The organism is Variovorax fucosicus (genome assembly GCF_030316825.1).
GTDB classification, from domain to species: domain Bacteria; phylum Pseudomonadota; class Gammaproteobacteria; order Burkholderiales; family Burkholderiaceae_C; genus Variovorax; species Variovorax fucosicus.
This window is the reverse complement of sequence record NZ_JASZYU010000004.1, coordinates 299,743-312,891: the sequence shown is the minus strand read 5'-3', so window position 1 is coordinate 312,891 and position 13,149 is coordinate 299,743. Positions and strand designations below refer to the sequence as shown.

Annotated in this window: 10 protein-coding genes; 5 read left to right on the top strand and 5 right to left on the bottom strand. The window is 67.3% G+C overall.

Annotated features, from left to right (window positions below; all coding sequences use genetic code 11):
• Positions 1–651, bottom strand: a complete 651-nt coding sequence (locus QTI05_RS23650; protein WP_286543167.1) for a DNA-3-methyladenine glycosylase family protein — start codon at positions 649–651, stop codon at positions 1–3.
• A 13-nt stretch (positions 652–664) separates the two neighbouring features.
• Complete coding sequence (cysS, locus tag QTI05_RS23645; RefSeq protein ID WP_286619858.1) at positions 665–2,044, bottom strand: cysteine--tRNA ligase; 1,380 nt, start codon at positions 2,042–2,044, stop codon at positions 665–667.
• A gap of 202 nt (positions 2,045–2,246) precedes the next feature.
• On the opposite strand from cysS, the gene QTI05_RS23640 reads away from it, so the two are divergent.
• Genes QTI05_RS23640 through QTI05_RS23620 form a run of 5 tightly spaced genes read left to right on the top strand, consistent with a single transcriptional unit; the run spans position 2,247 to position 5,565 of the window.
• Entirely contained in the window at positions 2,247–2,840 is a 594-nt protein-coding gene (locus tag QTI05_RS23640) for a tetratricopeptide repeat protein (protein WP_286543162.1), read from the top strand.
• A gap of 60 nt (positions 2,841–2,900) precedes the next feature.
• Positions 2,901–3,488 (top strand): peptidylprolyl isomerase, encoded by a 588-nt coding sequence (locus tag QTI05_RS23635; RefSeq protein ID WP_444812957.1) that lies wholly within the window; start codon positions 2,901–2,903, stop codon positions 3,486–3,488.
• A gap of 15 nt (positions 3,489–3,503) precedes the next feature.
• A complete protein-coding gene (locus tag QTI05_RS23630; protein ID WP_286543160.1) occupies positions 3,504–4,016 on the top strand; it encodes a peptidylprolyl isomerase in 513 nt (170 codons plus the stop codon).
• Complete coding sequence (locus tag QTI05_RS23625) at positions 4,013–4,774, top strand: UDP-2,3-diacylglucosamine diphosphatase (RefSeq protein ID WP_286619856.1); 762 nt, start codon at positions 4,013–4,015, stop codon at positions 4,772–4,774. The genes QTI05_RS23630 and QTI05_RS23625 overlap by 4 nt, the downstream gene beginning before the upstream one ends.
• The gene (locus tag QTI05_RS23620; protein ID WP_286619853.1) at positions 4,774–5,565 is read left to right on the top strand and encodes a M90 family metallopeptidase; all 792 of its coding nucleotides are present in this window, start codon (positions 4,774–4,776) and stop codon (positions 5,563–5,565) included. The genes QTI05_RS23625 and QTI05_RS23620 overlap by 1 nt, the downstream gene beginning before the upstream one ends.
• Before the next feature lie 6 nt (positions 5,566–5,571).
• Here the strand turns inward: QTI05_RS23620 and QTI05_RS23615 are convergent, their stop codons facing one another.
• The 3 genes from QTI05_RS23615 to QTI05_RS23605 form a co-directional block, all read right to left on the bottom strand.
• Positions 5,572–6,090: a hypothetical protein gene (locus QTI05_RS23615; protein WP_286619851.1), complete on the bottom strand. Its 519-nt coding sequence runs from the start codon at positions 6,088–6,090 to the stop codon at positions 5,572–5,574.
• 2 nt (positions 6,091–6,092) lie between these two features.
• Positions 6,093–8,939: a DUF349 domain-containing protein gene (locus tag QTI05_RS23610; RefSeq protein ID WP_286619850.1), complete on the bottom strand. Its 2,847-nt coding sequence runs from the start codon at positions 8,937–8,939 to the stop codon at positions 6,093–6,095.
• A 117-nt stretch (positions 8,940–9,056) separates the two neighbouring features.
• Positions 9,057–12,860: a DUF748 domain-containing protein gene (locus tag QTI05_RS23605; protein ID WP_286619847.1), complete on the bottom strand. Its 3,804-nt coding sequence runs from the start codon at positions 12,858–12,860 to the stop codon at positions 9,057–9,059.
• Positions 12,861–13,149: the final 289 nt, after the last annotated feature.

The window sequence follows — 13,149 nt, the reverse complement described above, 5'->3', positions numbered from 1 at the left end:
TCAATACGCGACCGGTGCCGGGTCGAGCGAGCGCCAAATATACCAAGTCGCCACGCTGCAATACGGCGCCCAGGCCACCGCGACCTCGCGCGCGTCGCTGCGGCTCACCGGATCGCCCGAAAAATAGTTGTGGCTGATCCCGCTGATCAGGCCCACGTCGTCGAGCGGCAGCACATTGGGCCGCATCAGGTGAAAGATCAGGAACATCTCGGCCGTCCAGCGGCCGATGCCGCGGATCGCGACCAGTTCCTCGATGATGAGCTCGTCGGCCATGTCTTTCCACGCATCGACGTGCACGGCCTGCGTGTCGAAGTGAATCGCCAGGTCGACCAGGTATTCGACCTTGCGTGCCGACAGGCCGCAGGCGCGCATGTCGTCGACCTTGAGCTTGAGCACGTTGGACGGCGTCATCCGGCGCGGCAGCACCTCGAACTTGTCCCAGACCGTCTGGGCCGCTTTCACCGAGATCTGCTGGCCGACGATGCTGCGGGCCAGCGTGGTGAAGGCATCGCCGCGCGATTCGAGGCGGACGTCGCCGAACTGCGGAATCAGTCGCTTCATGACCCGGTCTTTGCGGGACAGGTGTTTGCAGGCTTCTTCCCAGTAGTCGGGCGTGAAGATGTCAACGGTTGTCTTTTTGGACGACGGCATGTTCAGTCCCGGTTCACTGCGCCGAAGCCCAGGTGGTGCCCGTGGGCGAGTCCTTGAGCACGATGCCCTGGTCGGCCAGATCCTTGCGGATGCGGTCGGCCTCGGCAAAGTTCTTCGCGGCCTTGGCGGCGGCGCGCGCCTCGATCAACGCCTGGATCGAGGCCTCATCGAGCGTGGCGCCGGCTTGCAGGAAGGCCTTGGGATCGCCCTGCAGCACATTGAGACAACCGCCCAGCGCCTTGAGCAGGCCGGCCAGTTCGGCCGATTGCGTTCGATTGACCTCGCCCGCCAGATCGAACAGCACCGCAACGGCCTCGGGCGTGCCGAAGTCTTCGTCCATGGCCGCCTTGAAGCGTGCTGCGTGCGGCGCGGCCCAGTCGATCGCCACGACGGCGGCCGGCGCCACCAGGTCGAGGGCGGTGTAGAGGCGCTTGAGGGAATTGCGCGCATCGTTGAGATGCACGTCGCTGTAGTTGAGGTCGCTGCGGTAGTGCGCCCGCACCATGAAGAAGCGGATGGTCTCGGCATCGAAGGACTTCAGCACATCGCGGATCAGCGAAAAGTTGCCCAGGCTCTTGGACATCTTCTCGTTGTCGATGTTGATGAAGCCGTTGTGCATCCAGCAGTTGGCGAGCGGCTTGCCCGTTGCGCCTTCGCTCTGTGCGATTTCGTTCTCGTGATGTGGGAACTGCAGGTCCATGCCGCCGCCGTGAATGTCCAGCGTGTCGCCAAGCAACTCGCAGGCCATCGCGGAGCACTCGATATGCCAGCCGGGCCGGCCGGGGCCGAATTCGCTGGCCCACTTGACCTCTTCGGGCTCGCTGGCCTTGGCGCTTTTCCAGAGCACCGAGTCGAGCGGATCGTCCTTGCCGTCGGACACCGCCACGCGTTCGCCGGCGCGCAACTCATCAAGCGACTTGCCGCTGAGCTTGCCGTAGCCCGGAAACTTGCGCACTGCGTAGTTCACGTCGCCGTTGGGCGAGCGGTAGGCCAGGCCTTTCTGCTCCAGGGCGCCGATCATCGACAGCATCTGCGGAACGTAGTCGGTCGCTCGCGGCTCATGGCTCGGCCGCGCGATGCCGAGCGCGTCCGCATCCTCGTGCAGCGCGCCGATCATGCGATCGGTCAGCGCGCGGATGCTCTCGCCGTTCTCGACCGCGCGGCGGATGATCTTGTCGTCGATGTCGGTGATGTTGCGCACATGGTTCACCACATAGCCGCTCGACCGCAGCCAGCGCACGACCACGTCGAACGCGACCATCGAGCGCGCATGGCCAAGGTGGCAGTAGTCGTACACCGTCATGCCGCACACGTAGATGCGCACCTGGCCGGGCCGCAAAGGAGAAAACTTCTCCAGTTCACGCGAGAGCGTGTTGTAGATGCGCAGACTCATGGAATTCGGAAAGCAGTCGTTCGCGCCCGGGCATTGCTGGCGCAATGCCGAAAACGGCCGCGGATTTCAGGGGTGTTGGAGCTGTGGCGACGAGGGGCGGGACATGGCCCCTCGGCTACAATCCAGCGCAGTATAAACGGCCCCCGATGGGCATTTTCGGGTGTTGGTAGAACCCGCATCCTGCCCTTTTTCCAGAGGCTTCATGAAGCACGCCGCGTTCCCCCTGCTCCCTTTCTCCCGCATCGTTTCCGTTCTGGCGCTCGCATTGGCCTTGGGCGCGGCCCATGCCGACGAGTACGCCGACGTCAACCAGTTGCTGCGCCAGGGCAAGTCGACCGAGGCGCTGGCCAAGGCCGACGCCTACATTGCCGGCAAGCCGCGCGACCCGCAGATGCGCTTTCTGCGCGGCGTGATCCTGACCGAGCAGGGCAAGCAGGCCGACGCGACCACCGCCTTCACCCAGCTCACCCAGGACTTCCCCGAGTTGCCGGAGCCCTACAACAATCTGGCCGCGCTCTATGCGGCACAAAGCCAGTTCGAAAAGGCGCGCGTCGCACTCGAAATGGCGATCCGCCTGAACCCGAACTACGCCACGGCGCACGAAAACCTCGGCGACGTGTACGTGCGGCTTGCGGCCCAGTCGTACGGCAAGGCGCAGAGCTTTGCCACGGCCAATGCCAGTGTTGCGCCCAAGCTCACGCTGCTGCGCCAGATCTTCACGCCGGCCACCGAGAAGGCTGCAGCCACACTGCCGCCGGCCATTCCCCAGGCGACCAAGCCCGGCACCCGCAAGTAACCCCGCCCCTGGCGCTGCTCCGGCGGTGCCGGCGGCACCGCCATTGAAAGCGAGCTTCACTTGAACATCCATGCACTCACACGCCGCGCGGCCCTGGCCCTCGGCGCCGCCACGCTGTTGACCGCTTCTTCCGCCTGGGCGCAAGGCGCCGATCCGCGCGTGAAGATCGCCACCTCGATGGGCGACATCGTGGTGGAGCTCGATGCGGCCAAGGCGCCCAAGACAGTCGCCAACTTCCTGCAGTACGTCAAGGACAAGCACTACGACGGCACCGTGTTCCATCGCGTGATCGACGGCTTCATGATCCAGGGCGGCGGCTTCACGCCCGACATGAAGCAGAAGCCGACGCGCCCGCCGGTGCCGCTCGAAGCGGCCAACGGCCTGAAGAACGACAAGTACACGATCGCCATGGCCCGCACCAGCGACCCGAACTCGGCCACCGCGCAGTTCTTCATCAACGTGAAGGACAACGCGATGCTGAACGCACCCAACCCCGACGGCCACGGCTACACCGTGTTCGGCAAGGTCGTGGCAGGCGCCGACGTCGTCGACAAGATCCGCGCCGCACGCACCGGCAACAAGGGCGGCATGGCCGACGTGCCGCTCGAACCCATCACCATCCAGTCCGCCACCGTCGTGGCGAAGTAAAACGAGGACAGCACCATGAGCAACCCCCAAGTCGAACTCCACATCAAGAACCAGGGCGTCGTCACGCTCGAACTCGACCGCGCCAAGGCGCCCAAGTCGGTCGAAAACTTCATCGCCTACGTGAAGAAGGGCCACTACGACAACACGGTGTTCCACCGCGTGATCCCGGGCTTCATGGTGCAGGGCGGCGGCTTCGAACCGGGCATGACGCAAAAACCGACCGGTGCCGAAATCGAGAACGAGGCCAACAACGGCCTGAAGAACGACAAGTACACGGTCGCCATGGCGCGCACCAATGCGCCGCACTCGGCCACGGCGCAGTTCTTCATCAACGCCTCCAACAACGGCTTCCTGAACCACACCGCGCCGTCGGCGCAAGGCTGGGGCTATGCGGTGTTCGGCAAGGTCGTTTCGGGCACCGACGTGGTCGACAAGATCGAGGGCGTGAAGACCGGCCGCAAGGGCTTCCACGACGACGTGCCGCTGGAAGACGTGATCATCGAAAAGGCTGTCGTCACGACAGAATGACCCCGTTCGCCGAGCTGGCCGCGCCTGCCGGCTGGCGCACGGTCGACCTGCTTTCCGACCTGCATCTCCAGGCTGGAGAGCCGGCCACTTTCGAGGCCTGGCGCGGGTACATGGAGACTACGCCGGCCGATGCGATCTTCATCCTCGGCGACCTGTTCGAAGTGTGGATCGGCGACGACGCGGCCGCCCTGCCCGGCTTCGAGGCGCAATGCGCCGAGGTGCTGCGCAGCACGGCGCAGCGCCGGCCGGTGTTCTTCATGCACGGCAACCGCGACTTTCTGCTCGGGCCGACCTTCGCGGCCGCATGCGGCATTTCTTTGCTGGCCGACCCGACCGTGCTGGAGCTGCACGGCGAGCGCTGGCTGTTGAGCCATGGCGACGAACTCTGCCTCGAAGACCACGAGTACCTGCAGTTTCGCGCGCAGGTGCGCTCGCCGGATTGGCAGCAGGCCTTTCTGGCGCGGCCGCTCGAGGAGCGCCGCGCCCTTGCACGCTCGATGCGCGCCCACAGCGAAGACCGCAAGCGCAGCCCCGACATGGTCTGGGCCGATGTCGACCCTGACGCAGCACGCGAATGGCTGCACCGCGCCGATGCGCGCACGCTGATCCACGGCCACACGCACCGGCCGGCCGAGCACGATCTTGGCGACGGCCTGCGCCGCATCGTGCTGAGCGACTGGGACATGGCTGCGCACCCACCGCGCGCGCAGTTGCTCTGCCTTTCCGTCGCCGGCGCGCAACGCGTCGACCTGCGCTGATGCTCCGCTGGCTGCGCGGTCTGCGCGCGGGGCCGCAGATTCCCGATGCCGCTTGGCAGGCCACGCTGGCGCGCTACCGCTTCCTCGCCGCATTGCCCGCTACCGATGGTGTGCGTCTGCGCGAGCTCGCTGCGCTGTTTCTGCGCGACAAGCGCTTCCACGGCGCCGGCGAATTCACGATCACCGATGAAGTGGCACTGGCCATCGCTGCGCAGGCCGTGCTGCCCGTGCTGCACCTGCCGGGCGGATTGAACTGGTACGACGATTTCGTCGGCATCGTGGTGCATGCCGGCGAGGTGGTCGCGCGCCGCCGCGTGACCGACGTGGACGCGGTGGTGCACGAGTACGACGAGGTGATCGCCGGCGAAGCGATGGAGCACGGGCCGGTGATGCTGAGCTGGCAGGACGTGCTGGCCAGCAGCGTCACCACCGACGATGGCTACAACGTCGTGATCCACGAGTTCGCCCACAAGCTCGACATGCGCGACGGCGCGGTCGACGGCTGCCCACCGCTGCCGCCCGGCTTCGCGGGCACGGCCTCGGGTGCTGCAGCGCGTGCCGCCTGGCTGAAGGTGCTGCAGGCCGCCTACGAAGGCTTTCGCGAAAAGACCATCCTCGCAGACCGCTTTGGCGGCGAGCCGCCCTGGCTCGACGCCTATGGTGCCGAGTCGATCGGCGAGTTTTTTGCGGTGGCCTGCGAAGCCTACTTCGTGAATCGCGCGCGCTTCGGCGCGGAGTTTCCCGACTTGCCCGCGCTGTTCGACGAGTTCTTCAGGCCGGATCGGGCCTGACGGCACTTAGCGGCTGCGCTGGCCTTCGGTCAGGCTGTCGAGCTGGAACTTGCCGCTCTTGTCCCAGAGCCAGGTTTCCACGTAGGTGTGGGCACCGACGCGACCGGGGGCCGGCAACGGCGACGCCTTCTTGATCAGCTCGACGATCTGCACACTGACCTCGGGTGCGTGCGAAGGGGCGCGCATGAAGGTCACGGCCTCCACCTCACCCTTGGCATCGATGTGCGTTTCCACCGTCGCGACCGCATACACCAGCGGCGGAATCTTGCCCTTGTAGATGCGGTCGGCGTAGCGCGTATAGATGTAGCGCGCGCCGGTCTTGCGGTAGGCGCGCACGGCCGGCGTTTGCGCCGTGATGCGACGGGCGGACTCGGGCAGCGCTGCCTTGGCCTGCTCCTGCGCCGGCGTCGGCGCGGCTGCGTCGGGGTCTGCCGGTTTGGGGGTCGACGGAAAGATGCCGCAGCCGCTCAGGCCCGCGGCCAAGGCCAGGGCGGCCAGCAGCAGGGCGATGCGGTTGCGTGCCATCGTCATGAGCCCTTGAGCAGCGTCTTGAGCACGTTCTGCAGCCGGCGCGCGGTGGCGGCGTCGTGGCCACTGGCCAGCACCTTCGCCGCATCCTGGCCCCAGGTCTGCGCAGGCGCCGGTTCGTTGCGCTTGGTCAGCAACTGGAGCTGCATCGCGCGGCGCGCGTCCACATGCTCGGCCGGCGTCGGCACCTCGGCGGCGATCTCGAGCCGCAGCAACGCGTCGGACGCATTGCCCGCAGGCGCTGCGTCGACCGCCTGCGACCATGCGCCGCGCACCGCGGGCGACACGGCACGGCCGAGTTCCTGCACGCTGGGCACACTGGCACCATCGCGCTTTTCCCAGGCGCCGAGCAACTGCGTCAATGCTTCGCCGTGAGCCTGCGCCGCAAGCTTGCGCAATGCGGCCTGGGCATGCTCGACAGCGTCGCGCTGGGCGCGGAAGGCGGCATCGCCAAGGCGCGGGCCGCGATCTTCGAAGCGCGGTGCGGCGCGGTCGCCGAAACGGCCACCGCGGTCGCCACCGGCGCCGGCACCAAAGCCACCTGCGCGGTCGGGACGCCCGCCGGGGCCGCCCGGGCCGCGGCTGTCGCGCCGGTCGCCTGGTCGATCGCCGGGACGGCCGCCGCGGCCCGCCATCGCGGGCTCGGCCTTGCGCATGCCGGGACGGTCGTCGGCACGGCGCATCGCGACCACCGGCTTGGGGGGAACTGCAGCCGGCGCGGGCGCTGCGGCTGGCTCGGGCAGCGAATCGGTTTCACTGTCGCCGAGCGCTGCGGCGTCGGCACTGCCGTCCGGCGCCACGAGATCGTGGGCGGGGGCATGGGCATGCGTGACCGCGGGCTCATCGACTTCACCGGTCGCTGGCGCCAGGCCTGCGCTTTCTGCGAATTCGGCTTCGGCCGCCTGTGCGGCTTGCGCCGGCGCCGCGTCTTCGGCGGTGTTGACGTGCGACGTGGCGGGTGTCGGAACCGGCTTCGCCGCCGGTTCGGGCAGGTTGATCTTTTCACCGCGCATTGCCGCTTCGAGCTGATTCATGGCCGCGCGAATCTTCTGCGCGTCGCCCGTGGCATTGGCCGCTTCGAGCGCCTTGGAGGCGAGCAGCACGTTGCGGTCGTGCTCGCTCATCGCAGACGACACCTTCTCGCGCTCCGCCGTCTTGCGGTTGAAGGCTTCGTCGATCGGGGCGCGGAACGCGTCCCACATCTTCTGTTCGTGGCGCCGATCGAGCGGCACGCTCTGCGCCTCGGCCTGCCAGCGCTGCTGCAGCGCCTTGACAGCGTCGATGCGCAACATCGGCTGGGCACCCAGTTCGGCCGCCTCGGCGATCATGGCCTGGCGGCGTTCGACGCTGGCCTTCTGTGCTGCTTCGAACGGCGCACGGGCGGCACCGAAAGCCTCGTTCCACTGTGGCTGCAGTTCGGCAAACATCTTCTCGCCGACGTGGCCGGCATCGCGCCAGCGGTCGGCGAACTGGTGCAGCGCGCGGTTGTGCGCCTTGAGATCGGCGGCATCGGCATGCTCGACCGCCCAGGCCTTGACCTCCTCGATCAGCGCTATGCGGTGCGCACGGTGCTCGGCCGCATCCGCGCGCACTTTTTCGAGCCAGGCCTCGACCACCTTGTGGGCTTCGTTGCAAGCTTCGTCGAAGCGCTTCCACAGCGCGTGGTTCGGCACGCCGCCCTGGTCGGACTGCTTCCACTGGTCGCGCAGGGCACGCAGGGTCTCCTGCATCTTGCGGCCGCCCAGCGCCTGGCCATCGGGTCGCTTGAGCAGGCCTTCGGCCTTGGCGACCAGGTCTTCGCGCACCTTGTCGGCGCTCCAGCGCTGCCAGCCTTCGAGTTCGCCGGCCGCGACCAGCGCTGCATGCACGCGCGCCTCCAATTCGGATTCGACCAGCTTGCCGTGTTCCTTGAGCACCGCGCGCAGTGCGGCTGCGGCGCCGGCACTGGCCTTGCCATGACCTTCGGCGGTTTCCTGCTCGAGCTTCGCCAGCGCCACCTGCACCGCGTCCTGTGCGGCCGCGCGCACGGCGGGGTCGACCGGCGGACGCGCCGGCTTGGCAGGCGCCGCCTTGGGCACCACGGCCTCGCCGCGTGCGGTGCGCAGTTCGTCGGCCCACACCGGCACCGGTGGCAGTGGCGCGGCGGCGTCATTCGCGGCGGCAACGGCCTGCGACAGCGCGCCATGGAAGGCATCGGACACCACGAGCAACTGGGCCCGGGAGGCCTCGAGCTGCGGTGCGAACTTCGCGTCCAGGCTGTTCCAGTTGGCGTCGGTGGTGATTTCGTCTGCCTGCTGCTGCCAGTGCGTGACATCACCGCGAAGGGATTCGTCGGCGGCTTGCGCGTCTTTCCAGCCCTTGGTCGAGAGCACCTCGAAGCGCTGCGCCAGCAGCACTGCCGCCTCGCGATGCACCTGCGCACGGTGCTGCAGGTCTTCGATGCCCTTCACGCGTTCAGCCAGTTGGGCCTTGAAGCCGGCCAGCGGCTCGCGCGACAGCGGCGCGCCGGCCTTGGCCGCATCGCGTTGCCAGGCCAATGCGTCGGCAATGTTGAGTTTGGATTGGGCCAGCAGCAGTTCGGCCTTCTGGGCCCACTCAGCGGCGATCACCTCCTGGCCCTTGGCGCGTTTGAGTTCGTCGAGCTTTTCGCGCACCGGGCGTGCGGCGCCCTTGTCGCGGCCGCTGAGCTCCTTGAACACATCCTGCAGTTGCTCGGGCGTGGGCCGACCCGCGAGCCAATCGCGAATGCGCTGGGCGCGCTCGCCCGAAGTCGGCGCGGTGAAGGCGCCGCCGGTGAGCGTGTCGAGGGCCTGGAGGTCGGGGGTTTTGGTGGAGCTTGAGGTCACGGAGCGAAAGTCGTTGTCTGAAAAGGAGGAGCAAAAAGCACAAGCCGGCAATGCCGGCCAACCGTGCATTTTCACAGACCTGCGGCCGGCTGTCTGCCGGCGCTGGCCGGAAGGGGCCTAACGGGTGTCGAGTTTCAGCTCTGCGCCCGGTTTCCAGTCGCTGCCGCTGGCCTGCGTACGCACTGCGCCGAGGAACAGCCTTTCGGTCGGCAGCTTCTGCGCCAGCAGGTAGTCACGCACCACGGCGCCCCGCTCCACCGCGAGTTGGCGGATCGACTCCTCGTCGACCGGAACGCTCGCGAGCAGCAGGTTTTCCATCTCGCTGGTCGGCAGGTCTTTGGCGAGGCCGACCATGTTGCGCGGCTTGGTGATGTCGGAGCGCTTGTAAACCGCGGCGAGCAACTCGGGGTATTCGGCATCGGTCACCGGCGCCACCTCTGCCGCGTTCTGGCCGCCGCGGGCCGCGCTGCGGCGCTTCTCGGCCTGGGCCAGCTGCCGCAGGCGCTGCTTCTGGTAGGCGGTGCGTTCCTGTTCGAGGCTGGCGGTGCCGACCACCGTCATGCGCAGGGTCGGACGATCGACCAGCGCCTTGGCAACCTTGTCGAGGCTCTCTTTGGCCGCCGGGCTCAGCGACGAACTGCCGGCGTCGAACACGATGGCGCTCGACTCGCCGCTGCCACCGCCGAGGCCACCCGTGAGCAGGGCGAACGGCGCCGTCGCCGCCTTGGCGATCAGGTTGATGATGGCCTTGAAGATCAGCGGCCCGATGCTGAACTGCGGATCGTTGAGCGAGCCACGCAACGGCAGGTCGACATCGATCACGCCGTTGCGGTCGGCCAGCAACGCAACCGCAAGGCGCACCGGCAGACTGGCAGGCGCGCCCTGCACGGCCTCGCCGAACTGGAGCTGATTCAGGACGAGCTTGTTGGTGGCGGTCAGTTGTCCATCGGCCGCAATCTTGTAGTTGACGTCCATGCTCATCTTGCCGCGCTCGATGCCATGGCCGGAATAGCGCACCGAATACGGCGACAGCGGCGCCAGGTCGAGCTCGCGCATCTTCGCCGTGATGTCGAGTTCGAGCGGCTTCGCAAGCGGATTGAGCTTGCCGGTGATTTCGAGCGACGCGGTCTGCTGGGCCTTGCCCCGCAGTTCCAGGTCAGCCAGCGCGGGCGACCCGCCCGAGCCTTTGGGCGGATTCGACGAGAACGCGCTGAGCTTGCCGGTCAGCTCGCTCAGATCCGCCGAGTAGTTGGGCTTGACGAACAGGTCGGTGAAGTCGATCTTGCCGTTGACCAGGCTCATCGGGCCGAAATTGATGACCGGCTTGGGGCCGGTGTCTTCAGCCTGCGCGACGGCGGCTGGCGCCGGTACGGCCGCAGCCGGCGCACCGCCGACCATCTGCTCGGCCGACACCGGCGCGCCCGCCGCAGCTGGCGCGGATGCTGCGCGGGTCGTGGTGGTGGTGCCGCCAAGGCTGCGCCGGGTGCCGGTCTGCGCTGCGGCCTCGGCTTTCGCCGCGCCCTCCTGCTCGCCCTTCTTCGTCAGGTTCTGCAGGTTGAGACGGCCGGTCGGGTCGACGATCACGCGGGCGAAAAAGTCGGTCAACGTGGTTTCACGCACATCCAGCGCGAGTGGTGCGGTCGGCGCCAGCGCCACCTGCATGCCACGCAGGCTCAGCGTTTTCCAGCTCAGCAACTGGTTGTTGCTGCGGTCGAAGCCGGGCGACTGGGTCAGCGAGACGCTGTTGGCGCGGAAATCCTCCACCGCCGTGTCGCCCGCCAGCTTCAGGCTCATGCCGGCCGGCGCCTGCGCATAGCGCACCGTGCCGCGGTAGCTGGCAAAAGCCCGGCGAATATCGATATTGAGGGTGTCGGCGTAGTACGCCTTGAAGGCATGCGCCGGGAACGCGCCGACCTCGAGCCGCCCCTCTGCCGCGACCGGCTTCAACACAATGCTGCCCTTGTAGTCGAAGCGGCCCGGGTCGGCCCGGCCGGCACCGATGCGGCCCGACACCTGCAGCGGCGACACGGTGGCGGTGTCGGGCGCGATCTTCTGCGCGCTGACCTTCAGCGCCGTGATCTCGACCGCCACCGGCGTGGCGCTCGCCTGGTCGGCATAGGAGACGGCGCCCCCGTCGACCGACACCGTGCCGATCGTCAGCGCCCAGGGTTTGGTATTGGCGCCCGCAGGGGCGGCGCCGGCCTCGGCCGGCTTGGGTGCCGCGGCTTTGGCAACTTCGGTGCCGTTTTGGCCCCCACCCGCGGGTGCCTTGAGCCAGCGCTCGAACATCCAGTGCTTTTCCTTGTCGCGTTCGACCCGCACCTTGGGTTGGTTGGCGCTGAACGTACCGATGGCAAGCTTGTGCTCGGTCATGTCGACCTCGGCGTCGGTCAGCTCGAAACGGCCGACGCTGGCCAGCGCCGACTTGCCCTGCGTCAGCGCCAGGCCGTCGACAAACAGCTTGCGGGCCTTGAACTTGAGGTTGGGCTGGTTCCAGGCCACGTCGATCTGCCCACCGAGCTTGCCGTCGAGCGTGGGTTCGAGGCTTTGCGCCAGGTACGGCGCAGCCAGCGACAACGGCAGGGCCTCGACCTGCACCGTGGCGGTCGCCACCTTGTCGGTGGCCTGGCCTTCGAACTTGAGTGCCGCGCCGCCCACCGAAGTGCTGCCGCTGAAACTGGCCGGTTTGTCCATCGGCCAACGGATCGCGCTGGCGTCGATGTTGAGCGCGCTGGCCTCGAGGGCGGCGGCCGGGGCGGTGGTTTCGTCGCGCCAGCCGATCTTGCCGCCGCTGAGCGCGAGCTTGTCGACCTGCACTTGCCACGGTTTGGGTTCGGGTGCCTTGGCGGCTGCAGCGCCCGGCGCATCTGCGGCAGGCACCACCTTTTCTGCGGTACCGGTGGCAGGGTTGGTGGCCAGCAGGTTGAGCTTGCCGGCGGCATCGCGCGCCACCGCGAGCGTGGGCGCAGCGAGTGCCACCTCGCCCAGGTGAACCACGCGCTCCAGCGGACGCACATCGACCAGGCCCAACTTGAGCCCATCGAAAGCCAGCAGATCACGCGCCCGGGCATCGGACACCTTGACGCCATGGGCCTCGATCGTGCCGCTGATCTTCAGGCTGGCGGTCGTTGCGCGTTGGAAATCGAACTTCAGGTCGGCATCGAGCGAGCCAGCCTTGAGCTGCGCAGGCAGGCCGCCCGGGATGTAGCCGAGGTAAGGCGCCAGATCGAGCCCCTTGAAGCTGAGCCGGGCATCGGTCTTGCGGTCGTCGGCGAAAGGCGTGGTGAATGCGGCCGAGTCGAACCTGCTGCCGTTGAGCGTGAAGGCCAGCTTGGGTTCGACCTTGACCGCGCGCTGCGACGCGAGATTGCTCACGAACGGCACGTTAAGCGCGAAATCGCGCAGCGCATGCTTGCGCTGGACGGACTGGTCGTCGAAATCGACCGAGCCACCCGTGATCGCGATGTTGTAGATGGCAAAGCGCGGCGGCTCGCCCGCAGGCTTGTCGGACGGAGCGGCGAGCTTTGCCAGGATGTCGTCGATGTCGTATTTACCGTCGGCCAGGTGGGTCAGCGTGATGACGGGCTGATCGATGGCGACCGCATCGACCACGGGCGCCAACCGCAGCACTGACTGGAGCTCGGCGTCGGCATACACGCGGGCGATCTGGAGCTGCGCGCCTTTGCCGTCGACGGTGGCGATGCGCAGGTCGTTCAGGGTCAGCTCCAGCGTCCAGGGCTTGAAGTCGACCTTGCCGACGGTGACCTGGCGGCCGAGCTTCTCGCTGGCGATCTTCTGCAACTGGCTCTTGAGGATCGGCGGCACTGCAAGCCATGCCACGAGCCAGAGCCCCAGAAGGACCAACACCGCGACGATCCCACGCCGCACCCACTTGTTTTGTTTCAACGCGCTTGCATTCATTTGCGTGTGAGTGTGCCGCAAACGCCGTGGCGTTCCCAGAAGCAAGAAAGCCCGGTGGCTCGACGCGAAGTCTTGTCACCGGGCTCGATGGCGGGCACAAAACCCATGCCATCTTTTCGCTCGACCGGAAGTTGAATGGTTCCGACCTTGCAGGCAGCAAGAGATTGCCACCGGGGGGTGCCTCTGACGTTGAACCTGGGAGGAATCCCTCTGTTCTCGGTCTTTGGCGAGCACCTGAATTCACAGGCAAAGTTAGCTTACGCTCGCGCGCACGGCTTTGCAAACTGCT

Bases quoted from the DNA above. Each gene is read 5' to 3' on its own strand.
- cysS (WP_286619858.1), bottom strand. From the start codon at position 2,044: ATGAGTCTGCGCATCTACAACACGCTCTCGCGTGAACTGGAGAAGTTT.
- QTI05_RS23630 (WP_286543160.1), top strand. From the start codon at position 3,504: ATGAGCAACCCCCAAGTCGAACTCCACATCAAGAACCAGGGCGTCGTC.
- QTI05_RS23640 (WP_286543162.1), top strand. From the start codon at position 2,247: ATGAAGCACGCCGCGTTCCCCCTGCTCCCTTTCTCCCGCATCGTTTCC.
- QTI05_RS23605 (WP_286619847.1), bottom strand. From the start codon at position 12,860: ATGAATGCAAGCGCGTTGAAACAAAACAAGTGGGTGCGGCGTGGGATC.
- QTI05_RS23650 (WP_286543167.1), bottom strand. From the start codon at position 651: ATGCCGTCGTCCAAAAAGACAACCGTTGACATCTTCACGCCCGACTAC.
- QTI05_RS23620 (WP_286619853.1), top strand. From the start codon at position 4,774: ATGCTCCGCTGGCTGCGCGGTCTGCGCGCGGGGCCGCAGATTCCCGAT.
- QTI05_RS23615 (WP_286619851.1), bottom strand. From the start codon at position 6,090: ATGGCACGCAACCGCATCGCCCTGCTGCTGGCCGCCCTGGCCTTGGCC.
- QTI05_RS23625 (WP_286619856.1), top strand. From the start codon at position 4,013: ATGACCCCGTTCGCCGAGCTGGCCGCGCCTGCCGGCTGGCGCACGGTC.